Consider the following 24,806-nt stretch of genomic DNA (forward strand, 5'->3'; position numbering starts at 1 on the left):
TCAGTGACATGAGGCAAACGCCCGGCTAACCCAGAACCGTGGCTGGCGAACTGACCCTTTCTCCGATGTTATCTGACGCGCTGGTGATCCTTGGCGCAGCAGGCATCGTGATTCCGGTCTTTGCACGCTTCCGCATAACACCGATTATTGGTTTCATTCTGATCGGGATCGCAGTTGGGCCCTACGGTTTGGGTTCATTGGTGCCAGAGGTCCCGTGGCTCAGATACATAACGATCACCGAAGCGGATCGATTGACGCCCTTCGCAGATTTCGGGATCATACTTCTTCTGTTCGCGATTGGGTTGGAGCTCTCGTTCAACCGGCTGTGGCAGCTGCGAAAACTCGTTTTTGGCCTAGGTAGTCTTGAACTGCTGATCATAGGCTGTGTGGGGGCGGCATTTTTTGCTTATGTCAGCGGCATGGGCACCACCGCCGCAATTGCCCTGGGTTTCGCACTTGCATTCTCATCCACGGCTATCGTTCTGCCAATTTCCGGGACCAAGACGCCGGTTGGCCGGGCAGCACTATCCATGCTGCTGTTCGAAGACATCATGATCGTGCCGATTATCTTCATTCTGGGCGCGCTTGCGCCAACCGCAGCGAACGAAGGCGTAGGAGGGCTAACCACCACACTGATTCAGGGCGGCCTTGTTGTTCTCGTTCTGCTGGTGGCCGGGCGGTTTTTGCTACCTAAGCTGTTCAGCCAGGCCGCGCGAACAAAGAATCCAGAGCTGTTTCTATCTGCTTCATTGTTGGTTGTTATGGGTGCCAGTCTGGCCACGTCCGCCGCTGGCCTGTCACCGATTGTTGGTGCGTTGATCGCAGGCCTGCTAATTGCCGAGACCGAGTATCACAGCGAAGTCGAAACGATCATGGAGCCTTTCAAAGGCCTCGCGCTCGGTGTGTTCCTTATCACCATCGGCATGAGCATTGATCTGATGGAGATATGGGCCAATCTGGGCGAGATCGCCTTCGCTGTTGTCGGCGTCCTCACATTAAAGGCAATCGTGACTGGCGTGTTGCTGCGCATGATGGGAGCGCGCCGCAGCACTGCGGCGGAAACCGGTGTGTTGATGGCCAGCCCCAGTGAGACGACCTTGATCGTGCTGGCCGCAGCAACCACGGCATTGGTGATCGATCAGGATACGGCGCAGTTCTGGCAGATCGTCGCTGCGATAGGCCTGACTGTGACACCATTGCTTGCCAAACTGGGTCGCGTCATCGCTCGCCGGATAGAGCCAATTCCTGAGCTGGATGAGGATGAAACTGACGAATCACGCACGATAATCATTGGTGCCGGTCGCGTCGGTCGTCTGGTAGCGGATATGCTCAAGGTACATGACAAACACTATGTCGCAATTGATTCAGACCCTGATTTGATTGAGCGCGCCGCGCGTGACGGATACCGCGCCATATTTGGCGATGCAGCACGTGGAGATGCCTTGTCCCGGTTAGGTGTCGAAACGGCACCGGCGGTCGTTTTGACCATGGACGAGCCCGTACTTGCGCAGCGTTTGGTCTCCAAGCTTCGGAAGGAGCATCCTGAGCTGCTGATCGTTGCACGCGCCCGCGACACGGACCATGCAGCGGAACTGTACCGTGCCGGCGCAAGTCATGCGGTGCCGGAAAACCTCGAAAGTTCGCTTCAACTTTCCGAAGCTGTGCTCGTTGATATTGGCGTGGCGATGGGGCCGGTTATTGCGTCAATCCATGAGAAACGTGACGAGTTTCGCGAAATGCTTGAGCGCGAAGGCCAACTTGAGCATCGCCCGAAACTTCGAACTTCAACGGGCGAAGCTTAACCGGCGATAGCTGCACGTACCGCGGCAATCGCATCCTCGCCCTTGCTGCCGTCCGGGCCACCACCTTGCGCCAAGTCCGGGCGACCACCGCCGCCCTTGCCGCCCAAGGTCTCAACGCCTACACGGACCAGATCAACGGCACTGAAACGCTCGGTCAGGTCGTCAGTTACTGCAACGGCAAAAGCTGCCTTGCCATCATTCACTGCGACCGCCGCCGCAATGCCTGAGCCGAGACGCTGCTTTGCCTCATCAAGCAGCGGGCGCAGCTCCTTTGGGCTAAGGCCGTCAAGCACCTGACCGCTGAACTTCACGCCGGCAATTTCTTCGTCCGCAGATTGAGCCGGGCCGCCGCCGCCTGCAAGCGCGAGGGCCTTTTTGGCGTCCGCGAGTTCCTTCTCCAATGCTTTGCGCTCGCTTAGCAGAGCGGCAATTCGTGCGGGCACCTCTTCCGGTGTGGCGCGAATCTCGCTTGCGGCGGACTTGAGCGCTTCTTCGCGGGATACGAGCCATTCTCGCGCTGCTTCACCGGTCAGCGCTTCGATACGGCGTACGCCGGAGCTGACCGCGCCTTCTGACACAATCCGGAAGATGCCGATATCCCCTGTCGCTTTGACATGTGTGCCGCCGCACAGCTCGACTGAGTAGTTCCGATTGCCGTCGGCCTTGCGCCCGATGCTAAGCACGCGAACTTCATCGCCATACTTCTCGCCGAACAGCGCTAGGGCACCAGCTTCGACTGCATCATCCGGGCTCATAAGCCGTGTCTGAACAGCTTCGTTCGCGCGGATTTCTGCGTTTACTTCGGCTTCGACTGCCGCAATCTCTTCAGTCGTCAATGGCTTAAGGTGGGAAAAGTCGAAGCGGAATTTGTCATCCGCAACCAGCGATCCCTTCTGCGTTACATGGTCACCCAAGGCGTTCCGCAAAGCCGCATGGACAAGGTGCGTTGCCGAGTGGTTTGCACGAATGCGATCTCGACGCTCGACATCGACTTCGAGATGCAAACTATCGCCCACCTTTATCGTACCGGTCGAAATCTTGGCGTGGTGTGCATGCAATCGGCCCAGCGGCTTGGATGTATCCGTAACATCGGCCGAAAGACCCTCGACATTGGTGATTGAACCCACATCCCCGGTCTGACCGCCACTCTCGCCATAGAAAGGCGTCTGGTTGGTTAGGATAACAACCTCGTCACCTGGGAACACAGCTTTAACTTCCGCACCGTCTTTGACGATTGCGACAACGGTTCCTTCACCACTGGTGGACGTGTAGCCAGTGAACTCCGTGCCGCCTTCACGCTCGGCAATATCAAACCAGACCTCGCCCGAAGCAGCGTCGCCCGAACCCTTCCAGGCCGCGCGTGCCGCCGCCTTCTGTTGCCCCATGGCGGCGTCGAAACCTGCGCGATCCACCCCAAGCCCACGCGCGCGTAGAGCGTCTTCGGTCAGATCATAAGGGAACCCGAACGTGTCATAGAGTTTGAATGCTGTCTCACCATCAAGCTCTCCCCCCTCGGCCATATCGCTGGTCGCATCGTCGAGCAGCCGCAGACCTTTTTCCAGTGTCCTGCGAAACTGCGATTCCTCGCGCTCAAGCACTTCTTCGATCAGCGCCTGCCCGCGAACCAATTCCGGATAGGCCTGCCCCATCTCGGCCACTAGCGCGGGTACAAGGCGATACATCAAAGGCTCTGACGCGCCCAGCAAATGTGCGTGCCGCATTGCGCGACGCATTATCCGGCGCAGCACATAACCGCGACCTTCGTTGGAAGGCAGAACGCCGTCCGCCATCAGGAAACTGGTCGACCGCAAATGGTCCGCGATAACGCGGTGGCTCGCGGTATGATCCCCCTCCGCAGCCACACCAGTAAGTGACACAGAGGCACCGATCAGAGCTTTAAACGTGTCAGTATCGTAGTTGTTGTGCACACCGTGCATCACAGCTGCAATACGTTCGAGTCCCATACCAGTATCGATAGATGGCTTGGGCAAATTGCTGCGCGAACCATCCGCAGCCTGATCGAACTGCATGAAGACCAGGTTCCAGATCTCCACGAAACGATCGCCATCTGCATTAGGGCTGCCCGGAGGCCCACCTTCGATGTGATCGCCATGGTCGAAGAAAATTTCCGAGCACGGACCGCAAGGACCAGTATCACCCATTGACCAGAAATTGTCATTGGTGGGGATACGAATGATCCGATCTTCCGGAAGACCGGAAATCTTGCGCCACAGATCAAACGCTTCGTCATCCGTGTGATAAACAGTCGCAGTCAGCCTGTCGGGCGAAAGACCCCATTCCTTGGTGAGAAGTGTCCACGCATGATGGATCGCCTGTTCCTTGAAATAGTCACCGAAGGAAAAATTGCCGAGCATCTCGAAGAAGGTGTGATGCCGCGCGGTATAGCCAACATTGTCGAGATCATTGTGCTTGCCACCCGCCCGCACACATTTTTGCGAGCTTGCTGCACGCAATGCCGGAGGCGCTTCAAGCCCGGTGAATGCATTCTTGAACGGCACCATCCCCGCATTGACGAACATGAGGGTCGGATCATTGTAAGGCACAAGCGGCGAGCTCGCGATCTCGGCGTGATCAGCAGCGGAGAAGTACTCAAGAAAAGAGCGGCGGATATCATTGGTCGACGTCATGCTTGGGCAGTTAAAGGCTAAGCCAGCCAGCGACAAGCCAGATAAAGCATTCAATCGCGTGTGGCCGTGACGATCCAGGCAGCTGCATCAAGTGCGACCTCATCTGCTGAAAGATGCTCTCTCACGAATCCCTCAAGTTTCATGCGGAATGATTGCTTTGCCACGTCATCCATCAGGGAGATCGCCCGTGCCGCCGGGCCGATCCTGCTGAAATAGCTTACCGCGTCGCTGACCGGATCTTCACCCGAACCAGCAATCATCTGGAAGTCAAACGGCACAATCGATACATTGCACCAACCAGCATCAGACAAAATTCCATGTACCCGCTCAGCACCCGCAAATGCGAAAGGCCCCGGTGCGTGGGGATCGGGCAACGAAACCCCACCGTCGACCAGATTGCCAGCCAATCCGAAAAACGGATTTTCCTCTAACGAGCGAAAGCAGGAGAATATCAAGTTGGCGCCGGGCGCAGATATTGCCCGCAGATTGGCGAAAGCGGCAACAGGTTGATCGAAGAACATGACCCCGTGTCGTGAAACCTGAAGGTCAAAACTCTCCCCATCGCCAGGCCGCCAGCTGGCCGCGTCCGCGAGTTCAAACCGCACATTCGGTATACCGGCGGAGCGTAGCCGTGCGACATCGATAAGGTCAGGTGAGATATCAACGCCCGTCACCCGCGCTTCCGGACGCGCCTGCGCCGCTACAAGCGACAGCTCTCCGGCCCCGCAACCGACATCGAGCAAATTCGCATATGGGCTTCCCGCAATTCTGCGCTCTAACTCACTAGTTAGCATTCGGAAGCTTCGATCCGTGCGTTGCCACTCGCTTGCCCATGATTTGCCAACGCGGCCTTGCCATTCTTGAGTGTCGGAACTTGCCATAGATGTCTCCCACGTCAGTATCGGACCTGTCTGCTTACTACGCTATTGTATTGTCCCAACACGACAAAGTAACGCAAGGCATCCATAAGCAGTATACGGAAAAGCCGATGTGGGCCGCTCGAGGAGAAGAGCTACGCACACCGGCTTTCCAGGTTTCCGGGAACGCTATCACGAGAGTTACTTGAACTCGGCGCGCCCGCTTGAAGATATGTGTCAGGCCTCCGCGTCAGGCCCTGCCATCATTTCCCCGGCGACTTCGTCGGTGCGGCCGCGAATAGCAGCTTCCAACTTGTCGCAAATTTCCGGGTTCTCCTTCAGATAGGTCTTGGCGTTCTCACGGCCCTGACCGATCCGGATACTGTCATAGGAGAACCAGCTACCTGACTTCTCGACTATACCGGCCTTCACACCAAGATCGAGAATCTCACCAATCTTGGAGATCCCTTCTCCATACATGATGTCGAACTCGACCTGTTTGAATGGAGGTGCAACCTTGTTTTTGACTACTTTTACGCGGGTGGTGTTGCCAACCACTTCATCGCGATCCTTGATCTGACCTGTGCGGCGAATGTCCAGGCGAACCGATGCGTAAAACTTCAGCGCATTGCCGCCAGTTGTGGTTTCAGGGTTACCATACATCACACCGATCTTCATGCGAAGCTGGTTGATAAAGATCACCATGCATTTCGAACGGTTAATCGAACCAGTAAGCTTGCGCAGGGACTGCGACATTAGGCGCGCCTGCAAGCCGACGTGGGTGTCGCCCATTTCGCCTTCGATCTCAGCGCGCGGCACCAAAGCGGCCACCGAGTCCACCACCAATACGTCGATCGCGTTCGAGCGAACCAGCGTATCGGTGATCTCAAGTGCCTGCTCACCGGTGTCCGGCTGAGAAATAATAAGTTCGTCAATATCTACACCTAAAGCCTTGGCATAAACCGGATCCAGCGCATGCTCGGCGTCGACAAAGGCGACAGTACCGCCATTCTTCTGCGCTTCTGCAAGAACATGGAGTGCCAGCGTGGTTTTGCCTGAACTTTCCGGACCGTAAACTTCGATGACACGGCCCTTAGGCAGGCCGCCAATACCAAGCGCGATATCCAGGCCCAACGAACCGGTCGAAATCGATTCGACGTTCATCGCTTCTTTGGAGCCCAGCTTCATTGCCGAACCTTTACCAAAGGCCCGATCAATCTGTGCAAGTGCAGCGTCTAACGCCTTCTGACGATCCACGGATGATTCCTTTTCAACCAGTTTAAGATTAGTCGCCATCGCATGGCCTCCCTTGCTTGCCTAGAGCTTTAAATCGGTTATCGACCGCCCTGTTTGAACAGTATGTACCTGATTTGTTCTTATAGAACAAGTAGGGAACTTAATTTTTTTCACCCGGGTGTTTTTGTTCGAATTGCTGGGCTTTTAGCGCTTAGACCTCTCGTACCAGAGGACGAACTTGCGTTCCTCCCCGGCGCCAAGACTGGTCTTAATGATATACTCCCCATTACGAAGTTTTAATCCACGTGTGCGGCGCACTTCGAGACTTGCGGAACTCCCGATCCCGAACCGAACCTGTGCGCTTTGCGAGCCGGAGTTCCTGACAACCGCGCGCAGTTCGCGCCAGCCGGCCTGGCCTTCACCCGTTCTTTCGATCTCGCCTGTTCGACGACTATTTGCGCGCGGACCCTCGCATGACATCGGCAACCTTGTCGCCGATCTGCTGCACGCTGAATGGCTTTGGCAGAAAATACATCTTCGGGATATCGATATCCTTGCGCAACTGCTCCTCGGCATAGCCCGACATGAACAGTACCGGCAGGTCCGGATGCGTTTCACGAATGACGCGCGCCATAGTTGGCCCGTCCATCCCAGGCATCACAACGTCACTCACAATCACATCGAACTCGCCGCCTGATGTGATCGCAGAAAGGCCGACCTCGCCATCATCACATGCGGTCACATCATATCCGGCGCGCGTGAGCGCACGTTCCGCAACTGCGCGCACCATGTCTTCGTCTTCAACCAGCAGGATGCGGCCTCCGCCGGACCACTCGCTCGATGGAACTTCGACCGGAGCTTCTGGCGCAGGCGCCATGGGTCCTTCGTGCACTGGCAGGTACATTGTGAAGCGCGCGCCGATCGTGCGCCCGCCAGTGCCTTTGACATTGTCCGCGAACAAAAACCCACCTGACTGCTTTACGATACCGTAAGCTGTCGAAAGCCCAAGCCCTGTGCCCTTGCCTTGCTCTTTGGTTGTAAAGAATGGCTCGAACAGCTTGGGCATCACCTCTTCCGGAATGCCGCCACCAGTGTCCTCAATAACCAGAACGGTATAGTTGGCCACGGGCAGGATTTCAGACCCCATCTGCTCGACCTCGCGCATGTTGACACGCTGCGTGGTCAGAGAGATTTTTCCAGTCCCTCCGCGGTGCATGTTGATCGCATCGCGCGCATTCACCGCCAGATTCATGATCACTTGCTCAAGTTGCTGCGGGTCAGCCCGCACCACACCCAGATCGCGGTCATGTTTGATGCTATACTTGATCTTTTCGCCTAACAGCCGGGTGATCAGCGGACCAACTTCGCTCACCACATCGGGCAATTGCAGTATCTCGGGGCGAAGGGTTTGTTGGCGAGAGAAGGCGAGCAACTGGCGCGTCAGGGAAGCTGCACGGTTGGAGTTTTGCTGGATCTGCTGGATATCATCATAATCGCTGTCGCCGGGCGTGTGGCGGAGCAGCATCAGATCACAGGTACCAATGATTGCGGTGAGCACATTGTTAAAGTCGTGCGCAACGCCGCCAGCGAGCTGACCCACGGCTTGCATCTTTGTCGCTTGTGCGACTTGCCGCTTGAGCTGTGTTTCCTGACTGGAATCGGTCAAGCTAAGCAAGACTGATGCATTACCCATCCCCCGAACGCCAGCCAGTCCCAATGAGACCGTATTATCAGGCGCGCTAGCGAGCCTGATTGCCATGTTCCCACTAGTTGATGGGCCTCGCCCATGGCGGCGCACCGCATCAGACAATGCCGCTTTGTCATCACGCACAACCAGATCGGTCGGGAATGCGGGTAGTCCCAGTTCATCGCGGTTGACGGCCCTTAGGAATGCCTGATTGCCGAACAAGAAACGGCCATCTCGATCCGTCATCGCCAAGCCAAGCGGCAATTGCCCAAGCAACCTTTCCAACTGGGCTGTACCTTGGGAAGAATTTTCCCATCCGCCGCCAATCCCGACTCCTGCATCGATGAGTAGCATCAGCGAAGGTACTTCGTCAGGACCTAGGGCTCGCTCGTCATTGGGATCATCCAGCGGAATATGAATGAGCGTCTGCGGCGTGCCGCTTCGTCCCTCTCGAGAGAAGAATATCCGGTCTCGATCATCCGAGCGCAGGAACGAAACGAAGTCTTGTCCAGCCAACGTAGTCTTCTCGTCCCCGGCGGCGCGGCGTGCAAAGCCGGCACTTGCATTTTTGATCGTCCCGTCGGGCGCGGTGATCGCCGCTTCAATCCCGGCCTTTGCCAGCATTCGCCCGAACGCACCGGTTACGTCATAACTTGCCAGCGGATCGGCAATTTCGGTCTCGATCTTTCGGAAACGCCAAATCAGATGATCATCGCCGCGACCGACGCGTTGGGCTGTCACTTTCCATTGGCGTTCGATATCCAGCCCTTCCAGCCGATCCGAATGGGCAGATCCATCGCGCCATGCTTGACGGATCAAACGCAGCATTTCCTCTTGGCTTGCACGTGTCAGAGCAAGGTTTGGTAGCGCTGAATCCAACCCGAACCATTCGATGTAAGCCGAATTGGCACAAGTAAGACGATTGGCGCGGTCTGTTATCGCAACAGCTTCGCCCGGCTGTTCAATAGCAGCGACGGTGACGGACCAGTCGGGAATCCCAAGCGCTTCAGTTTCGGGCGCAGCTTGCATCCTCTGAAAGGCCAAACCGCCGGCAAGCAGGACGGCAAGCCCCAGCGCATAGGCCAGAACCAACAGTACTTCGCCCGTTGCGAACCATAGTACGGCAGTGCTCGCGATGAGCGCGAGAGTCAGGCCCAAGAAGAGCTTCAAACGCTGATCTCCGACCTGTTTCGAAAGCGCCCCCCGCGCGCCCTCCAGATATGTCATCCCTGTTGCGCTCCCAGCCGCTCATCTAGCCGTGCTTCCATCCGGCGCAATCGCTTCGTGCGACGGCGCGCAACCATCACGCGCCAAGTGCCGCCTGCGATCAGATAACCCATCGCAGCCGACACGACTGCAAGCACCACAAATCCGAATGCCGTTACACCCGCGAGCTGCCAGAACTCCGCAAGCCATGCGAACTGGTCAGCGGCCATACCTTCGGTTGCAACCCCGGTAGTCGCAGCATCAATCGCGAGCGTAAAATTGCCAACCCGATTGGCAATTACCAGCCAGAACGGGAGAGTGAACGGGTTCGTGACAAATGTGACCGCGGCCGCAAGCGGCATGTTTGCTCTGAAAGGCAACGCCAGAAATGCAGCCAGGAAGATTTGTCCGATGGGCACGATAAATGCGGCAAACAGCCCAAGCGCGACGCCGCGCGGCACAGAACGGCGCGTAAAGCGCCACAACTCAGGCGACAAAAACCGATGCGCTATGGGAGCCAGATAGCGATTGCTGGCCAATTCTTCCCGATCTGGGAAGTGTGACTTCAGCTTATCTGCCAACCAGGTTTTTGAACGTGTCGCCATTTCGATTCCGTGTTCGCCTTGCGCTTCTGAACGCGTGTCCGCAAGTGCAGCGAGCCACGTAATTCGGCAAAGCGTTTACTCTTGTCGATATGGGTAGCAGAAACAGTCTGACAATATTGTGAATTCGCGACAGAACGCGCTTAGCTGTCTGCTCAGCCTTTTTCGCGCATCAATCGCGCCTTGTCGCGTTTCCAATCGCGGTCCTTGATATAGTCACGCTTGTCTTGCGCCTTGCGCCCTTTGCCCAGCGCCAGCTCTACCTTCGCGCGGCCAGTCTTGTTGAAGTACATCGACATCGGGATCAATGTCATGCCCTTGCGTTCGACCGCACCAAACAATTTGTTGATCTCACGCGCCGATAACAGCAGTTTTCGCGGACGCTTCGGCTCGTGGTTGAGGCGATTGCCGTGGCTGTATTCGGGAATGTTGGCGTTGATCAGCCAAACCTCACCATCGCGAACCTCAGCGTAGCTCTCGGCGATCGTCGCCTGACCCGCACGCAGAGCCTTCACTTCCGTGCCTTGAAGCGCCAAACCGGCTTCAAACTTATCCTCGATGGCATAGTCAAACTTCGCGCGACGATTGTCAGCGACGATATTGTGCTTGTCGAAGGTTTCAGGTTTCGGGCGAGCCATGGTGACGCCCATGTAGGCATTTGTGAGCAAATGCGAAAGGGTTGAGAGACAACCGATTATTCTTGCTTTGACGCGGGCTTCAGGGAAAGCGCTGCAAGAGAGGAGTCGACGGGTAATGGGCGAAGCAGAGCAGAACGAGTTCGAGATTGGCGGGCATCATGTCCCGGCATGTAGCTCCTCTGACATTTCCATACCGATCACTACCTTGGCGACTGGATATTCATCGATGTTGTCCGTTCGCGTTTTTCATGGTGCGGAGCCTGGTCCGACCGTATTCGTCAGCGGCGCTGTTCATGGTGACGAGATTGTCGGCACGGCTGTGATCCAGCATCTGGCGCAACAGATTGATCCCAGCAGGCTTTCCGGAACCGTTCTGCTCGTGCCGGTCACGAATATCTTCGGGTTTCTCAATCGGTCACGCTACCTGCCTGACAGGCGCGATCTCAACCGCTCGTTCCCGGGCAGCGTAAGCGGCTCACTCGCTTCGCAGTTGGCTCAGGTTTTCTTCTCGGAAGTGGTACAACGCGCATCGCTCGGGATCGACATACATACCGCCGCTGTACACCGGTATAATCTGCCACAGATCCGTATCGACAAAGGAAACCCCCGCCTGGTCAAGCTGGCGATGGCATTTGGTGCGCCGGTGATCATCGAGAGCCCATTGCGCGAAGGTTCCTTGCGATCCAAAGCCAAGGAAGAAGGCGTGGATATGCTTCTACTTGAGGCGGGTGAAGCGCTGAGGTTTGACAATCTATCAATCGAAACGGGGGTAGCCGGAGTTTTGAGAGTTCTGGCACATCTGGGAATGATCGACGCCGATGATGGGCTCGCAGGGGTCAGTGTGCCCGCCCGTTCGAACAAGTCCACCTGGGTCCGGTCGACACGCGGCGGCGTAGCGCATCCCGCGAAAACTTCAGGCGATCCGGTGCGCAAGGGGGACTTGCTCGCAACTGTCGCAGGGCTGTTGGGAGAAGAACCAGAGGCCGTCATAAGTCCAATCGACGGAATCATTATCGGACACGCGACTCTGCCAGTGGTGCATCAGGGAGACGCGCTGTTCCATATCGCAGAAGTGTCCCACCCGGAGCAAGTCGGTGCTCAGATAGACTCGATTAAAGAAGCGATCCGCGCGAGCGAACCGGAAGGTCTGGCTGAAGTTCTGCTCGACGAAGACGAAGTGCTCTAGATCAATCCGGCGATTTCCAGCGCTTCATCGACCTGCCGCTTGGCCTCATCCGAGCATTCCACCAATGGCAGGCGCACGGTCGGCTCAACCCAGTCGTGCACGCGGCTGAGCGCATACTTCACTGGCGCCGGCGAAGCATCGCTGAACATTGCATAATGCAGCGGGAACAGCTTGTCGTTCAGCTCGCGCGCGCGCTTCAATTCATTGGCTGCAATCGCTTCATGAAACTCCACGCACAGCGCCGGGGCAACATTGGCGGTCACCGAAATCGCACCTTTGCCGCCAGCAGCCGAATGCGGCAGCCACAGTTCGTCATTGCCTGAAAGCTGACAGAATTCGCGCCCGATGCCCATGCGGTGATCAGCGACTCGAGACAGGTCTCCACTCGCATCCTTGATCGCCACGATCCGCTCCGGGTATTTGCGCACCAGTTCGACCACCGTTTCATCTTCGATATCTGTCACGGTGCGGCCCGGCACATTGTAAAGAACAATCGGCAAGTCGCTGTTTTCCGAAAGAAAGCTGAAATGGGCAATCAGCCCGCGTTGGCTCGGGCGATTATAGTAAGGCGCAACGCAAAGCCCCGCGGCAGCGCCGGCCTTCTTGGAAAAATTCATATGCAGCAACGCGTTGCGCGTATCATTCGATCCGCAGCCGGCGATAATCGGAACACGGCCCGCTGCTTGCTCTATGCAAACTTCGATCACCCGGTGATGCTCTGCATTCGAAAGAGTCGATGCTTCACCGGTTGTTCCGCATGGCACCAATGCCGAGCTGCCCTGCTCGATTTGCCAATCGACCAGGCGGCGAAAGGCCCCTTCATCAAATTGTCCACCGCGAAATGGTGTAACCAGAGCCGGTATTGAGCCAGAGAACATTGATTTCAGACCTTTCTTGATGGCATAATGCAATTGAGGGGAAATCTTAGCGCCGTGAGCTTTTCCAAGCCGTTCACAGCCTGATAAGGAGCGCACTGGCAAGATGTCCAGCATGCAAAACACCTCGAGCCGAAAATTCGGTATGAAATACCTTGTCGCGACAGTCCTTCTCGGCACGACCGGGCTGGCCATGGGGGCGCCTGCAGCAACGCAGAACGCCAGTGCATCAGACATGGCACGCGCGCAAATGGTGGCGCAGCAGCCAACCCGCATGGAGCAAGTCATCAACCGTTGGGAATATCTCAACGAGAATGATGATCTGGATTTTGATGCCTATTCCGGCTTCCTGCTTGCCTATCCCGATTTTCCGCGCACAGCCCGCTTGCAAATACGCGCCGAGAATGTGCTGGACAGCACAGCCGCGTCTTCGGAACAGCTGGTCGCCTATTTCGATGCGCACCCACCGCTAACCAATACCGGGCGTGCGCGCTACGCTCTGGCGCTCAACACTCTACGACGCCCTGAAGCCGCCGAAATGGCGCGTGCTGCCTGGCGCGGTGGGCCAATGAAGGAAACCACCGAAGTCTACCTTCTCGGCCTGTTTGCAGGGCAATTTACACAGGCCGACAATGACGCTCGGATGGAAGCGTTGCTGTGGGAAGGTGATGCTGATGGCGCAGTTCGCCATATGCTCATGACGTCTCTCGACAAGCGTGACCTGTTTGGCAAACGCCTCGCCCTGGTGCAGGATAAACTTCCGCAAGACGAAGGGCTGGCAATTCCGCGCACCGCGCTCGACAATCCGGGCACGGTGTACAACCTTGTACGCTACTACCGTGAAAACCGGCAGATGAACCAGGCGATCAATATTCTGACTAATCGCCCGCAAGCGACTTCATTGCCGTTTGAAGAATCTGACATTATCAATGAGATGCTGATTGCTGCAAAGGGCGCCGGTGCACGCCGTGCGGTCCAGATTGCCGCATCGGCGGATGACCTTTTTGCCCCAAACACCGACATTAGCGAGGGGTCGTTCCGTCTTCGGGACAAATACACCGATCTGATGTGGCTGGGTGGCACACAAGCTCTGTGGGATTTGGGTGACGGCGCAGCCGCTGCCCCTCTGTTCTATCGTTATGGCGCAGCAGCAAAGACTCCGCTGACGCGGGCCAAGGGATTCTACTGGGCGGGCAGAGCGTCGAGCCAGGCAGGCAACGCAGGCGAAGCAACCCGCTACTACGAAATGGCCGGGCAATATGCCGATCAGTATTATGGCCAGCTTGCGCTGAGCGCTTTGAACAAGCCGGTGCCAGAATTCGCGCAGCTTCCCGAACTTGAAGTCAGCGACGAGCAGCGCCGTGAGTTTCGTGCGAAACCGCTTGCGCAGGCGCTGCGTACACTTGCTTCCTCACGCCGCGACTGGCGCACAGAACGCGCATTCTTTGAAGCGCTGGCCGACAAGGCGAGAACTCCCGAAGATATGGTCTTGCTGTCCGAGCTATCGCAAGAGCTGTTGATGGATGAATTCGCTGTCGTGGCTGGCGCAACAGCGCCGGAGCATGGCCTGACAGGGTTTGAAAGGTTCGCGCATCCGACAGTACGCGTGCCATCAACTTCAAACTGGACCATGGCACATGCGATCATGCGCCAGGAAAGTGAGTTCGACCAGAACCGCGTCAGCCATGCCGGCGCACGCGGGATGATGCAGCTGATGCCGGGCACCGCGCGTGAGCAGGCGGGCAAGCTGGGCGTCAATTACATGTCAGCCAGCCTGACCGATGACACACAATACAACATTCGCCTGGGCGATGCATATTTCCGCCGGATGCTGGACTATTACGGCGGGTCATACCCGCTTGCGCTGGGTGCCTACAACGCGGGCCCGGGTCGCGTAAACCAGTGGCTGCGCCTGAACGGTGATCCGCGGACCGGGGCTATCGATTACGTCACCTGGATCGAGAAGATCCCGGCCAATTTCGAGACACGCTATTACATTATGCGCGTTCTCGGTAACGCAGTGGCATATGACAATATGCACCCCGATCGCGCGCCTGGCGGCCAACCGCGGCACATCGATTACTTCCTTCGTAGCTAGCGACCGATGAAACCAATCGGTGATCCGATCACGCCGTCAGGGATGGCGGCGCTAAAAGAGCGATATCACCATCTGCTGGGGACTGAACGCCCTGAAATCGTAGAGATCGTCAGCTGGGCGGCGGGCAATGGTGACCGCAGCGAAAACGGCGATTATCTCTATGGCCGCAAACGCATGCGCGAGATCGACCGCGAACTGAGCCATCTCTCGCGCCGTATGAAAAAGCTGCGTGTTGTCGATCCCAGCGAGCAACCCGATCAATCGCGGGTGTTTTTTGGTGCCACTGTCGAGCTGGCCGATGAAAACGACAATCGCAAAACCGTTACACTGGTCGGCGATGACGAGCAGGATGCGGGCAATGGCCGGATTGGCTGGAATTCGCCCATGGCCAAGGCCTTGCGCGGCGCATCAATCGGGGATTTGCGAACAGTCAGGCTTCCCACTGGGCTGAAGGAATGGGAAGTTTTGGCGATTAGCTATGATTAGATCGCTCGCTCCTGTTCTGGCCATTCTGGCCGTTGCCTCGCCGTTCGCAGCCAAAGACAGCCTCGGCGTGTTTTCTGATTGGGCAGCGTTTCGCGATCTCGAGGCACCAAGATGCTATGCGATCACCGCAGCCGAACCGGTTGGCCCACGTACAGATGCCGCGCGCGACTATGAGCCCTATGCAAGTGTCGGCACCTGGCCCCTGCGCAAGGTCCGCAATCAACTGCATTTGCGGCTATCTCGCGAGATGACGCAGGGCGCTTCGATCAGCCTGCGCGTCGGCGGGCGCAGCTTCGCTTTGACCGGCGGTGGCGGCGATGCATGGGCCGCAGATCAAGCAATGGATGCGGCGATCATTGGTGCCATGCGTTCCGCCGACACCATGCGCGTTACGTCGACTTCCAAGTCAGGCCGGCGTTTCACAGACACCTATCAGCTGTCTGGTGCAGCGACCGCAATTGATGCCGCCACGCTAGGCTGCGCGCCTGCGGCCTTGAACGAAGCGCGCCGCAGCTAGCCAAACGGTCAAACCGGCCCTATATGCGCGGCCTCCATGGCAGACACTGCACTCATGAGTATACCGGGACAGATTGATCCCGTGCTCGCGCCGCGTGACGTCACGCCGCGCGCCGACGGTCGTATCGATCTGATGGGTTTGCCAAAAGAACGCATCCAGGAACTCTTCGCGGAAGCTGGCTTGGACGCCAAGCAGGCCAAACTGCGCAGCAAGCAGGTGTTCCACTGGATCTATCACCGCGGCGTTGGCGAGTTCGCGGATATGACTGATATCGCGAAAACCATGCGCCCTTGGCTGAGAGAGCGGTTTGTGATCGCCCGACCCGATGTGGTCGAGGCGCAGCATTCGACCGACGGAACGCGCAAATGGCTGCTCAAGACCGCTGATGGTCACGAATACGAAATGGTCTTCATCCCTGATGCCGATCGCGGAACTCTGTGTGTTTCCAGCCAGGTTGGCTGCACCTTGAATTGCACTTTCTGCCACACTGGTACGATGAAGTTGGTTCGCAATCTGACACCGGGCGAAATCGTAGGGCAAGTGATGCTCGCACGCGACGCGCTGGGGGAATGGCCCAAAGGCTCGATGGCCGGCCTTGATGGCGCTGAAGACAGCAGCGAATATCGCGCCGATGGCCGCCTGCTGACCAACATCGTGATGATGGGCATGGGAGAACCGCTGTATAATTTCGACAATGTCAAAGCTGCACTGAAGCTGGTGATGGATGGCGGAGGTCTTGCGCTGTCACGCCGGCGGATCACGCTTTCCACAAGCGGTGTTGTGCCGATGATGGAGAAGTGCGGCGAAGAAATCGGCGTGAACCTGGCGGTCTCACTCCACGCGGTGACCAAGGAGATCCGCGACGAAATCGTGCCGCTCAACAAGAAATACGGCATTGAAGAGCTGCTCGCGGCTTGTGCCGCCTATCCGGGTGCCAGCAATGCACGCCGGATTACATTCGAATATGTGATGCTGAAGGACAAGAATGACAGCGACGAGCACGCGCATGAGCTCGTCCGGCTAATCAAGGAATATGATCTTCCCGCCAAAGTGAACCTGATCCCGTTCAATCCATGGCCGGGATCAGCCTATGAATGCTCTACGCCGGAACGGATCAAGAGCTTCTCCAACATCGTGTTCGAGGCCGGGGTCAGCGCGCCAGTACGCACACCGCGTGGCCGCGATATCGATGCGGCCTGCGGTCAACTCAAAACGGCTGCGGAAAAGAAGAGCCGCGCCGAGCGTGACCGCGAAGCTGCCGCGGCCGCTGCGCAAGCGTGAGTTTCAACTATACTGAATTTCGTCGCAATTGAGGCTCGCTTAATTCCTAATACCGCGGAAACCGCCCGCGTTCATGCAAGGTTTTGATCGCGATCTGCATATGCTGCGCATGAAATTATCTTGGGAGGTACCCAAATGAAGAAGCTCGCTTTGGCAATCGCCACCGCCACTTTGACAATTCCTGCGGCACCAGCGCTGGCTGATCCGCCCGCGCATGGCAAGCGCGCGAAAGGCCGTGCCGGTATCTACGAGGCCAATGGTTATTACATCTCGCCGCGCCGGATCTCTCGGGATTCACGCATATGGCGCGGCCGCGACGGGAAATATTACTGCAAGCGGTATAACGGCACGACCGGCCTGGTGATCGGTGCTGGTGTTGGCGCATTGGCTGGTCACGAGCTTCCCGGTGACGGTGACAAGACGCTGGGAGTTTTGCTCGGCGCGGCGCTTGGTGGCGTGCTAGGCCGCGCCATTGATCGAGGCGATCTGCAGTGCCGCTGATCAGAGGATAACATTGCTAAAGATTCGGTACCGGGCCGTCTCTCATCTTAAGAGGCGGCCCTTTTCTTTACCTAAGCGATCGGTTGCAGCGCCCCACCCTGCGCAACCATCGCACAGCGCCCCCCGATCCAGATACTTCCATCTGTTTCCTGTCTGCAATCGACCAGACCGTCCGCACCGGTCTCGCGCCCCTGCGCAGCGCGGTAACTGCCTCGCGCCAGCCCGCTGCCGAACAAATGCATCGCCACGCCCGCGTTGAAACTGCCGGTCACGGGGTCCTCTACAAAACGACCCGCGGCGTTGACGAAGAATGCGCGCAATTCCCAATCCGCATCCGCACGTTCCTCGCATGGCCCGGCTAGCCCGATGTCGGTTCCCAACGGCGCTTTCGATACCGGATCCGCTGCCAAAACATCTGCCGCGCTTGCGAGCCTGAGCAATTGCCATTGCGGGCCATTTTGAACATGCACCGCTTCGACAACAGCATCTGGGTCAACCCCTGTCAGCTTGATCGCATTGTCGCGCTCTTCGGCAGTCAGATCGCCTTGCTTGGTAAACGGCGGCGCCTTGAATGCCAGTTGAGTTCCGTTTCGACGAACTTCGACCAGCCCCACCCCGCATTCCTGTATCACCACCCCGTCTTGCTGTGGCGATCCGCCCGCCTCGAGCCAAGCGTAACAGCTTCCCAATGTGGGGTGGCCGGCAAACGGCAGTTCGCCGCCCGGATAGAATATCCGCACACGATAATCGGCCGCAGAATCGCTAGGTGGCAACAGAAAGGTCGTCTCGGAAAACCCCAACCATTTTGTAAGCGCCAGCATCTGATCTGCTGACAAGTCGCCCGCACCATGAACCACCGCCAACCGATTGCCGCTGAGCGGGCCGGATCCGAATACATCCACCAGATCAATTTTCATCGCGTTTCTCCAACCTTCGCACGCTCTCTAGCCAAGTTGACGCATTTCTGCTGAATAGATTTGATGTCCAGGCCAGCAATTCTCGTTACCGGCGGAGCAGCGCGTATCGGCGCAAGCATCGTTCAGGCATTTGCGAATGCAGGCTGGCACTGTGTGATCCACTATCGCGGCTCTGACGAGGAAGCGCGCGCACTGGCAAATACATTGTCCTCAGCCGAGATTTTCCGATGCGATCTGCTAGACGGGGATGCGGCAGTCGCAATGGTGCACGAGCTTGCGGGCAAGCTGACCGACTGGCGCGTGCTGGTCAACAATGCTTCGGTATTTTCATATGACGATGCAACCAAACTTGATCCCGCAACGAACAAGTATGCGATGCAGGTTAACGCAGAAACTCCCACGCGCATGGCGCAAGCATTCCTGGCGGCAGCGCGAAGCGGCGCCGGGCGCACTGTAATCCACGTCACAGATCAAAAGCTCGAGAATACCAATCCGGACTTCTTCAGTTACACCATGAGCAAACATGCGCTCGCATCGACGATCAAAATGCTGGCAAAGGACACGACCGATCCCGATGACCGCGTGTACGGCATCGCTCCAGGTGCGATACTGCCTAGTCACGACCAATCACCCGACGAAATCGAAATCTCGCATCGCTTGAATCCACTTGGCCGTAAGACTGGCCCGGATGAAATTGCCGATGCTGCACTTATGCTGTCACGCGGTCATGTTCGCAGCGGCGAGTCCATCTTTGTCGATAGCGGGCAGCATCTGCTCGATCAGGATCGCGATGTGATCTATCTCGCTCGCGAAATGGCTAAGGGAACCGCACGATGAAAAAGAAGCACTCCCTGCTCACGCGTATCTGGCACTGGCTCAATACGCTATGTGTGATTGTGTTGTTTATGAGCGGTCTCGGCATCTCCAACGCGCACAGATACCTCTATTGGGGTGATGCGGGGTCGCAGCCGTCAGAGGCGTGGACCGCAGTCATCCGGTTCCCGGATTGGGCGACACTTCCGCAGCGCTATGATCTGGCCGAATCGCGCGATTGGCACGTGCTGTTTTCATGGCCTTTTGGCGTCGGATTGCTAGTGTTCTGGATCGCGATGCTGATCGGCGGGCATTTCTGGCGTGACCTGCGAACACGCCAGGAAGAATGGAAACCAGCTGCAATATGGGCTGATGTTGTTAAACACGCGAAGCTCGATTTCACCCATGTTGGCGCGAAATACAGCTTTCTGCAAAAGCTGACTTACGGGATCGTACTGGGTGTCTTGCTGCCCGTTATGGTTTTCACCGGCCTTGCAATCAGCCCCGGTTTCGAGCCGGCCGCGCCGTGGCTGGTGGATATCTTCGGGGGGCGGCAAAGCGCCCGGTCGATCCACTTTCTTGCTGCTTGGACGCTGTTCGCATTCTTCGTCATTCACATCCTGCTCGTGCTGCTTTCCGGCCCTGCGAAGCAAATGCGCGACATGATCACCGGAGGCGTGGATGAAACGTAGAGCAGCCCTCGTTGGCCTTGGTGCGTTATTCGCCGGGGCATGCTCGAAAACCTCTGAAAGCCGTGCGGGCCAATCGCTGTTCGACATGGCGGAAAACTGGCATATGAAGGCGCATCGCGCGCTGGCAAACCGTCTGGCTCTTGCTCCTGAATTTGCCAAGTCCGATATTTCTCCGGTCTTTAAGGGCAATGGTTCGATAACGGTCGACAGTGACATCTATCGCGATCAGCTGAGCAAAGGCTTCCCCGATTGGCGTCTGCGGATCGGCGGATTGGTCAAGAACGAGATGTCATTCTCGCTCGAAAACCTTCGCACCCTGCCCCAGCGGACACAGATTACCCGGCACGATTGTGTCGAAGGTTGGAGTGCGATCGGGGAATGGACCGGGCCGCAGCTATCGTTGCTGCTTGACGCCGCCGAAGTGCTTCCGGCAGCCAACTTCATTGCCTTCTATTGCGCGGATATTCTCTACGGCAAGCGCTATTACGAGAGCGTCGATATGGTCGATGCCTACCATCCACAGACAATCGTGGCGCATGCACTCAATGGCGAGCCGCTACCGGAAAAGAACGGCGCTCCGTTGCGGATGCGCATTGAACGTCAACTTGGCTACAAGCATCCCAAGTATCTTACCGGCATCGAAGCGGTAGCCAGCCTTGACGATATCGAAGGCGGCAAAGGCGGCTTCTGGGAAGATAACTACGGATATCAGTGGTATGCGGGGATGTGATTGATCCCTATTTGGCGGGCTTCCGTCCGAGATAGTGCTCAATCACTAGCGGTGCGCGCATCATTTCATCCGGCGTGCCGGAAAAAATTACCCGCCCTTCATCCATTACGTATGCACGCTCAATCAGGCTGAGCATTTCGGGCACGTTCTGATCGGTGAGCAAGACATCAATGCCGCGCGTCCGCATCTCGCGGATCAGTTGCTTGATGCTGGCGATGGTAAGCGGATCAATGCCCGAGAATGGTTCATCAAGCAGCATGAACGCCGGATCAAGCGCGAGCGCCTTAGCCACTTCGCATCGCCGCCTTTCACCGCCCGAAAGGGAATTGGCCGACGCCTTGCGCAGCCGGGCAAGATCGAGCGACTCAAGAATCTCCTCGAGTTTGGCGTCCCGTTGCTCGCGCACGGGTTCGACTATTTCCAGCATGGACAGGATGTTCTGCTCGACGGTAAGTCCACGAAAGATCGATGGTTGCTCGGGCAAATACGCAAGTCCCAGCATCGCCCGACGGTAAAACGGCAATGCCGTCACGTCCGCGCTGGCAAGCCTGGCTTCACCGATGCCTGGACGCGCAAATACATCTTTCCTGGCGGCTACATTCCGGCACTGTCCGAACTTGTCTCTCAAAGCGAGAAGACCGGCTGGCAGATTATGGATGTGGAGGCGATGCGCTTCCACTAGTCCTACACGCTTGAGGAATGGTACAAACGCACCGTCATGCACCGCGAGGAAATCACGGAGATGTCTGACGAGACGTTTTACCGCATGTGGTTGTTCTACCTCGCCGGCGCAGAGCAAAGCTTCCGTAATGGCACGATGGTGAACTGGCAAATCCAGTATGTGAAAGATCGCGCAGCGGTGCCGATGACCCGCGAGTATATAGTCGAGGAGTCGGCCCGCTTGCGCGAGAAAGGCGAAGTACCCAAATGGCGCTTCGATCCGGAGTTAAAGGAAGCGGCAGAGTAGCCACCCTCACCCCTTTGGCGGGCGCGGAAACAGTTTTGGCGTGTTCTTGCGATAATTCTGATAATCCGGATCATCCCCCCAGCGTTCTTTGGCGATGCCATCGAGCAGGTTGATCCCGCTCACCCGCGTCAGCAGCAGGAAGACGAAAATGGGCGATATCACCGCCAGCCATGACCAGCCTGAAAGCAGCGGCATCGCAATCACAAGAATGCCGGTCCACAGCGTGATCTCTCCGAAATAGTTCGGATGTTGAGACCATGCCCACAGGCCGCTCTGGATGAATTTGCCCTTGTTCGCCGGATCTTTCTTGAACTGCCGTTTCTGGTTATCCGCGACCACTTCCAAGCCGAATCCGATCACCCAGATCGCTGCGCCCACCCAGAAGAATAGTCCCAGCGGCGCGCTTTCTTGCGCTGTGATAATAACCAGTGCTGCGGACGCGGTGAAGATCACCCACACCGCTTGCAATGTCCATGCAACCAGGAAACGCGGAGGATTTACCTTGATCTTCTCGAACCGTTCATCCGCACCACCTGCGGCATGAATGCGTGTAAACAGGAAGCTGCCCAGCCGGATAGTCCAGATACCTACCATCGCTGCCACCACCATCGCGCGCGCGTCCAGCGGCGCCGAATTATACGCCGCCACCGCGATGACAGAGAGATAGGACAGCGCGCCGACCGTGTCATAATAGGTATCCTTCTGCGCCAAAGCCGAGGGGATGAACGCCAGCCAGTTCACCGCAAAGGCCACCATGGCGCACACGAAAACCGCTGAATGCACACCCATCGACACGCTGTTTGCGCCCGCAAGGTAGGCAAAACCTGCCCCCAGAATTGTCGCGAAGACGACAACCGTCAAACTTTTCGCAGCACCTTTGAATGTCATTATCTGCTCCCCCGAAAATTGCTTTGTCCTGGAACGAGTAGCAATACAAATCGATCCGGCAAAGATGCAGGCGATTAACAAGTCGCAGCTTGAAACGCCAAACTCGGCTTGGGATGGGGATTGCGCCTTGTTCAACGGGCTGCGGAACTATAGGCCGGACCCTGCATCAAGGGAGACAGCAAAATGGGACAGCTAAGCATCACAATCGGAAGGGTTCTGCTGGGGCTATATTTCCTGATGCCGGGTTTGATAAAGATCGCAGGACCCGCCCAAACCATCGCCTATATGGAAAGCCACGCGATCCCCTTTGCTGCACCGCTGATGTGTTTTTCTGCCTCCATAAACATATTGGGCGGGCTGGCGCTGATCGCGGGTCGGCATGTCCGACTGGTCGCCTATGGCTTCGTAATCTATGTTTTGCTGGTCAATTTCATGCTGCACGATTTCTGGACAATAGGTCCGGATATGGTCGAGCGCGAAACACAGAATTTCTTCAAGAATTTGGGAATTCTTGCCGGACTGCTGGTGCTGGCAGGCACGGCAACAGTCAGGCCACTATCGATAGCGGGTTGGTGGCTAAGCGACAAATCTGTCTAGGGCTAAGCGCCGCAACCACGCGAAATATTGAGAAGCCATGACATCTGTTCAGCAATGCGATCCCTGCAAGCATTGCTGCGATCAATTCGCTTGAAATATTCTGAGACTGCTGCGCACACTCATACGCATGAGACTTCGGCAGTGGGAATGGTAGCGGAGGTCCGCTGCACGCGTTACCCCCGCGATGAAGCCTCGAACGATGTTTGCCTTAGATTAGCGAGGCAAATTGCAGAACTAGGTAGATTCAGTGCACGAAAGTCCGTTTAGTTACAACGCTTTAGTTGTGCTGAGCGAAAGCCTCGGTGGCTCCATCGTGCCCAATCGCAAAGACTGTGTAAGGTTGCGTCTGGCCACCAGCCTCCATCCCAGGGGAACCCAAAGGCATTCCAGGAACGCTGAGGCCTGCAATATCAGGTCGTTCATCTAGCAGACGCTTTATGTCCTCTGCCGGGATGTGACCTTCCAATGCATAGCCATCGACCTCACCTGTGTGACAGGAGCGCATATTATCCGGCACGCCAAGACGGCTGGCGATAGGTGTGGTGTTTTCGACATCAATAGCACTCACCTCAAAACCGTTCTCGCGCAAATGATCTATCCAAGCGTTACAACACCCACATGTCGGTGTTTTATGAACTGTAATTAGCGGCAGAGCGGACACTTCCTCAACCGCGATATTTTCAGCATTTTGGGGTTCTTCTTCCGAGCAGGCAGCCAAGCCTAGCGGCACTGAAAAAAGAAAAATTGTAAGTAGTAAGCGTATCATGATTTAGAACCAAAACTTCACACCTGCAACGAATACGGTGCGATCCGGGTCTCCCCCTTCCGTTTGTGTTATATTACGTGTTTCACCAAGGTCGGTTTGATATTCGACGCCGATGTAAGGCGCGAATTCAGGCACAAATTCGTATCTCAATCGAAGTCCCGCATCGAGGCTGGTAAGCCCGCTTCCGATATCAAGTTCGGGGATGTCCTGAGCTGACATATTCAGCTCAACGCGCGGTTGCAAAATCAGCTGTTGCGTAATGCGCTGGTCGTATTCAGCCTCTGCCCGTGCGGTAAAATCACCCTCATCAGAGACAAAGCCTGCAACATCGACCTCGAAAAGATAGGGGGCTAATCCCTGCACACCCAACACGAGGTGTGAGGTGTCAGGTTCAGATGGGCGATAATCATATCGCACGCCTGTTTGAAAATCGAACCAAGGGCTGATGGCACGGCTCCATAAAGCTTGCACCTCAGCATCATCAAGGGACTCTTCAAATTCGCCCTCGCCTTCGGTTTTAATCCAAAGTTTGTTGAGATCGCCGCCAACCCATGCGTTGGCTTCCCAAACGTAAGCATCTGCACCTTCACCCGATTGCAGTTCCAATCGGTCGATGCTGATGAGCGAGTTGATCGCACCGCCTTGTTCGCGGCGAAGCTGTTCACGCGATGCTGCCATCTCAGAGTCAGAGAAAATGGTATCGGCGGCATGCTCAGGGCCGGAAAAAGCCTCAGGAGGCGGGCCTGATTGTGGAAGAGACATCGCGTCCATACCACCCATATCATGTCCTGCATGCGGGTCCGCATCGTCGCTGCC

23 protein-coding genes and 1 pseudogene are annotated in these 24,806 nt (G+C 56.8%); 12 read left to right on the forward strand and 12 right to left on the reverse strand.

The window, feature by feature from the left end:
* The first annotated feature begins 38 nt into the window (after positions 1-38).
* Positions 39-1,802: a cation:proton antiporter domain-containing protein gene (locus QQX03_RS09300; protein ID WP_285975464.1), complete on the forward strand. Its 1,764-nt coding sequence runs from the start codon at positions 39-41 to the stop codon at positions 1,800-1,802.
* On the opposite strand, the gene alaS is transcribed toward QQX03_RS09300, so the two are convergent.
* From alaS to smpB, 6 genes are all read right to left on the reverse strand, one after another.
* Positions 1,799-4,450, reverse strand: coding sequence for an alanine--tRNA ligase (gene alaS / locus QQX03_RS09305; RefSeq protein WP_285975465.1), 2,652 nt, complete (start codon positions 4,448-4,450; stop codon positions 1,799-1,801). The two genes, QQX03_RS09300 and alaS, sit on opposite strands and share 4 nt — an antisense overlap.
* A gap of 50 nt (positions 4,451-4,500) precedes the next feature.
* Positions 4,501-5,331, reverse strand: a complete 831-nt coding sequence (locus QQX03_RS09310) for a class I SAM-dependent methyltransferase (RefSeq protein WP_285975466.1) — start codon at positions 5,329-5,331, stop codon at positions 4,501-4,503.
* Positions 5,332-5,544: 213 nt separating this feature from the next.
* On the reverse strand, positions 5,545-6,603 hold the full coding sequence (gene recA / locus QQX03_RS09315; protein ID WP_285975467.1) for a recombinase RecA: 1,059 nt from the start codon (positions 6,601-6,603) through the stop codon (positions 5,545-5,547).
* Between the two features lie 391 nt (positions 6,604-6,994).
* Positions 6,995-9,457 carry a response regulator gene (locus QQX03_RS09320; protein WP_285975468.1) on the reverse strand — a complete coding sequence of 821 codons (2,463 nt, stop codon included), beginning with the start codon at positions 9,455-9,457 and terminating at the stop codon, positions 6,995-6,997.
* Positions 9,454-10,041 carry a DUF2062 domain-containing protein gene (locus QQX03_RS09325; RefSeq protein ID WP_285975469.1) on the reverse strand — a complete coding sequence of 196 codons (588 nt, stop codon included), beginning with the start codon at positions 10,039-10,041 and terminating at the stop codon, positions 9,454-9,456. Before QQX03_RS09325 ends, QQX03_RS09320 begins: the two co-directional genes overlap by 4 nt.
* A 152-nt stretch (positions 10,042-10,193) precedes the next feature.
* Positions 10,194-10,676, reverse strand: coding sequence for an SsrA-binding protein SmpB (gene smpB / locus QQX03_RS09330; protein ID WP_285975470.1), 483 nt, complete (start codon positions 10,674-10,676; stop codon positions 10,194-10,196).
* Between the two features lie 115 nt (positions 10,677-10,791).
* Here smpB and QQX03_RS09335 point away from each other — a divergent pair, with 115 nt between their 5' ends.
* Positions 10,792-11,862 carry a succinylglutamate desuccinylase/aspartoacylase family protein gene (locus QQX03_RS09335; protein ID WP_285975471.1) on the forward strand — a complete coding sequence of 357 codons (1,071 nt, stop codon included), beginning with the start codon at positions 10,792-10,794 and terminating at the stop codon, positions 11,860-11,862.
* Here the strand turns inward: QQX03_RS09335 and dapA are convergent.
* On the reverse strand, positions 11,859-12,740 hold the full coding sequence (gene dapA / locus QQX03_RS09340) for a 4-hydroxy-tetrahydrodipicolinate synthase (protein ID WP_285976996.1): 882 nt from the start codon (positions 12,738-12,740) through the stop codon (positions 11,859-11,861). The two genes, QQX03_RS09335 and dapA, sit on opposite strands and share 4 nt — an antisense overlap.
* Positions 12,741-12,843: 103 nt before the next feature.
* On the opposite strand from dapA, the gene QQX03_RS09345 reads away from it, so the two are divergent.
* The 5 genes from QQX03_RS09345 to QQX03_RS09365 all read left to right on the forward strand — a co-directional run bounded on the left by QQX03_RS09345 (position 12,844) and on the right by QQX03_RS09365 (position 17,620).
* A complete protein-coding gene (locus QQX03_RS09345; RefSeq protein WP_285975472.1) occupies positions 12,844-14,835 on the forward strand; it encodes a lytic transglycosylase domain-containing protein in 1,992 nt (663 codons plus the stop codon).
* 6 nt (positions 14,836-14,841) lie between these two features.
* Entirely contained in the window at positions 14,842-15,321 is a 480-nt protein-coding gene (gene greB / locus QQX03_RS09350; RefSeq protein WP_285975473.1) for a transcription elongation factor GreB, read from the forward strand.
* Positions 15,314-15,838: an invasion associated locus B family protein gene (locus QQX03_RS09355; protein ID WP_285975474.1), complete on the forward strand. Its 525-nt coding sequence runs from the start codon at positions 15,314-15,316 to the stop codon at positions 15,836-15,838. Before greB ends, QQX03_RS09355 begins: the two co-directional genes overlap by 8 nt.
* Before the next feature lie 36 nt (positions 15,839-15,874).
* Positions 15,875-17,119 carry a dual-specificity RNA methyltransferase RlmN gene (rlmN, locus tag QQX03_RS09360; protein ID WP_285975475.1) on the forward strand — a complete coding sequence of 415 codons (1,245 nt, stop codon included), beginning with the start codon at positions 15,875-15,877 and terminating at the stop codon, positions 17,117-17,119.
* Between the two features lie 135 nt (positions 17,120-17,254).
* Positions 17,255-17,620, forward strand: coding sequence for a glycine zipper 2TM domain-containing protein (locus tag QQX03_RS09365; protein WP_285975476.1), 366 nt, complete (start codon positions 17,255-17,257; stop codon positions 17,618-17,620).
* Positions 17,621-17,691: 71 nt separating this feature from the next.
* On the opposite strand, the gene QQX03_RS09370 is transcribed toward QQX03_RS09365, so the two are convergent.
* On the reverse strand, positions 17,692-18,537 hold the full coding sequence (locus QQX03_RS09370; RefSeq protein ID WP_285975477.1) for a PhzF family phenazine biosynthesis protein: 846 nt from the start codon (positions 18,535-18,537) through the stop codon (positions 17,692-17,694).
* 63 nt (positions 18,538-18,600) lie between these two features.
* On the opposite strand from QQX03_RS09370, the gene QQX03_RS09375 reads away from it, so the two are divergent.
* Genes QQX03_RS09375 through QQX03_RS09385 form a run of 3 tightly spaced genes read left to right on the forward strand, consistent with a single transcriptional unit; the run spans position 18,601 to position 20,772 of the window.
* Positions 18,601-19,374, forward strand: a complete 774-nt coding sequence (locus QQX03_RS09375; RefSeq protein WP_285975478.1) for an SDR family oxidoreductase — start codon at positions 18,601-18,603, stop codon at positions 19,372-19,374.
* Positions 19,371-20,042 (forward strand): cytochrome b/b6 domain-containing protein, encoded by a 672-nt coding sequence (locus QQX03_RS09380; RefSeq protein ID WP_285975479.1) that lies wholly within the window; start codon positions 19,371-19,373, stop codon positions 20,040-20,042. Before QQX03_RS09375 ends, QQX03_RS09380 begins: the two co-directional genes overlap by 4 nt.
* Complete coding sequence (locus QQX03_RS09385; protein WP_285975480.1) at positions 20,032-20,772, forward strand: molybdopterin-dependent oxidoreductase; 741 nt, start codon at positions 20,032-20,034, stop codon at positions 20,770-20,772. Before QQX03_RS09380 ends, QQX03_RS09385 begins: the two co-directional genes overlap by 11 nt.
* A gap of 7 nt (positions 20,773-20,779) precedes the next feature.
* Here QQX03_RS09385 and QQX03_RS09390 read toward each other — a convergent pair whose 3' ends face one another.
* Positions 20,780-21,274 (reverse strand): ATP-binding cassette domain-containing protein, encoded by a 495-nt coding sequence (locus QQX03_RS09390; protein ID WP_285975481.1) that lies wholly within the window; start codon positions 21,272-21,274, stop codon positions 20,780-20,782.
* On the opposite strand from QQX03_RS09390, the pseudogene QQX03_RS09395 reads away from it, so the two are divergent.
* Positions 21,245-21,739, forward strand: a pseudogene (locus QQX03_RS09395) (class I SAM-dependent methyltransferase). The gene QQX03_RS09390 and the pseudogene QQX03_RS09395 sit on opposite strands and share 30 nt — an antisense overlap.
* Positions 21,740-21,745: 6 nt before the next feature.
* Here QQX03_RS09395 and QQX03_RS09400 read toward each other — a convergent pair.
* Positions 21,746-22,627, reverse strand: coding sequence for a DUF1295 domain-containing protein (locus QQX03_RS09400; protein WP_285975482.1), 882 nt, complete (start codon positions 22,625-22,627; stop codon positions 21,746-21,748).
* Positions 22,628-22,810: 183 nt separating this feature from the next.
* On the opposite strand from QQX03_RS09400, the gene QQX03_RS09405 reads away from it, so the two are divergent.
* Positions 22,811-23,224 (forward strand): DoxX family protein, encoded by a 414-nt coding sequence (locus QQX03_RS09405; RefSeq protein ID WP_285975483.1) that lies wholly within the window; start codon positions 22,811-22,813, stop codon positions 23,222-23,224.
* A 277-nt stretch (positions 23,225-23,501) separates the two neighbouring features.
* Here the strand turns inward: QQX03_RS09405 and QQX03_RS09410 are convergent, their stop codons facing one another.
* The gene (locus tag QQX03_RS09410) at positions 23,502-23,990 is read right to left on the reverse strand and encodes a DUF411 domain-containing protein (protein ID WP_285975484.1); all 489 of its coding nucleotides are present in this window, start codon (positions 23,988-23,990) and stop codon (positions 23,502-23,504) included.
* 3 nt (positions 23,991-23,993) lie between these two features.
* On the reverse strand, positions 23,994-24,770 hold the full coding sequence (locus QQX03_RS09415; RefSeq protein ID WP_285975485.1) for a copper resistance protein B: 777 nt from the start codon (positions 24,768-24,770) through the stop codon (positions 23,994-23,996).
* Between the last annotated feature and the right edge of the window lie 36 nt (positions 24,771-24,806).

The sequence above is a fragment of the Altererythrobacter rubellus genome (assembly GCF_030284385.1).
Classification (GTDB): Bacteria; Pseudomonadota; Alphaproteobacteria; order Sphingomonadales; family Sphingomonadaceae; genus Erythrobacter; species Erythrobacter rubellus.

Coding starts and splice junctions, on each gene's coding strand:
- QQX03_RS09335 (WP_285975471.1), top strand. CDS start 10,792: ATGGGCGAAGCAGAGCAGAACGAGTTCGAGATTGGCGGGCATCATGTC.
- QQX03_RS09390 (WP_285975481.1), bottom strand. CDS start 21,274: ATGCTGGGACTTGCGTATTTGCCCGAGCAACCATCGATCTTTCGTGGA.
- QQX03_RS09345 (WP_285975472.1), top strand. CDS start 12,844: ATGTCCAGCATGCAAAACACCTCGAGCCGAAAATTCGGTATGAAATAC.
- QQX03_RS09325 (WP_285975469.1), bottom strand. CDS start 10,041: ATGGCGACACGTTCAAAAACCTGGTTGGCAGATAAGCTGAAGTCACAC.
- QQX03_RS09365 (WP_285975476.1), top strand. CDS start 17,255: ATGAAGAAGCTCGCTTTGGCAATCGCCACCGCCACTTTGACAATTCCT.
- recA (WP_285975467.1), bottom strand. CDS start 6,603: ATGGCGACTAATCTTAAACTGGTTGAAAAGGAATCATCCGTGGATCGT.
- greB (WP_285975473.1), top strand. CDS start 14,842: ATGAAACCAATCGGTGATCCGATCACGCCGTCAGGGATGGCGGCGCTA.
- QQX03_RS09405 (WP_285975483.1), top strand. CDS start 22,811: ATGGGACAGCTAAGCATCACAATCGGAAGGGTTCTGCTGGGGCTATAT.
- QQX03_RS09355 (WP_285975474.1), top strand. CDS start 15,314: ATGATTAGATCGCTCGCTCCTGTTCTGGCCATTCTGGCCGTTGCCTCG.
- QQX03_RS09370 (WP_285975477.1), bottom strand. CDS start 18,537: ATGAAAATTGATCTGGTGGATGTATTCGGATCCGGCCCGCTCAGCGGC.
- rlmN (WP_285975475.1), top strand. CDS start 15,875: ATGGCAGACACTGCACTCATGAGTATACCGGGACAGATTGATCCCGTG.
- QQX03_RS09400 (WP_285975482.1), bottom strand. CDS start 22,627: ATGACATTCAAAGGTGCTGCGAAAAGTTTGACGGTTGTCGTCTTCGCG.
- QQX03_RS09410 (WP_285975484.1), bottom strand. CDS start 23,990: ATGATACGCTTACTACTTACAATTTTTCTTTTTTCAGTGCCGCTAGGC.
- QQX03_RS09385 (WP_285975480.1), top strand. CDS start 20,032: ATGAAACGTAGAGCAGCCCTCGTTGGCCTTGGTGCGTTATTCGCCGGG.
- QQX03_RS09415 (WP_285975485.1), bottom strand. CDS start 24,770: ATGGGTGGTATGGACGCGATGTCTCTTCCACAATCAGGCCCGCCTCCT.
- QQX03_RS09375 (WP_285975478.1), top strand. CDS start 18,601: ATGTCCAGGCCAGCAATTCTCGTTACCGGCGGAGCAGCGCGTATCGGC.
- QQX03_RS09320 (WP_285975468.1), bottom strand. CDS start 9,457: ATGACATATCTGGAGGGCGCGCGGGGGGCGCTTTCGAAACAGGTCGGA.
- dapA (WP_285976996.1), bottom strand. CDS start 12,740: ATGTTCTCTGGCTCAATACCGGCTCTGGTTACACCATTTCGCGGTGGA.
- QQX03_RS09310 (WP_285975466.1), bottom strand. CDS start 5,331: ATGGCAAGTTCCGACACTCAAGAATGGCAAGGCCGCGTTGGCAAATCA.
- alaS (WP_285975465.1), bottom strand. CDS start 4,450: ATGACGTCGACCAATGATATCCGCCGCTCTTTTCTTGAGTACTTCTCC.
- QQX03_RS09380 (WP_285975479.1), top strand. CDS start 19,371: ATGAAAAAGAAGCACTCCCTGCTCACGCGTATCTGGCACTGGCTCAAT.
- smpB (WP_285975470.1), bottom strand. CDS start 10,676: ATGGCTCGCCCGAAACCTGAAACCTTCGACAAGCACAATATCGTCGCT.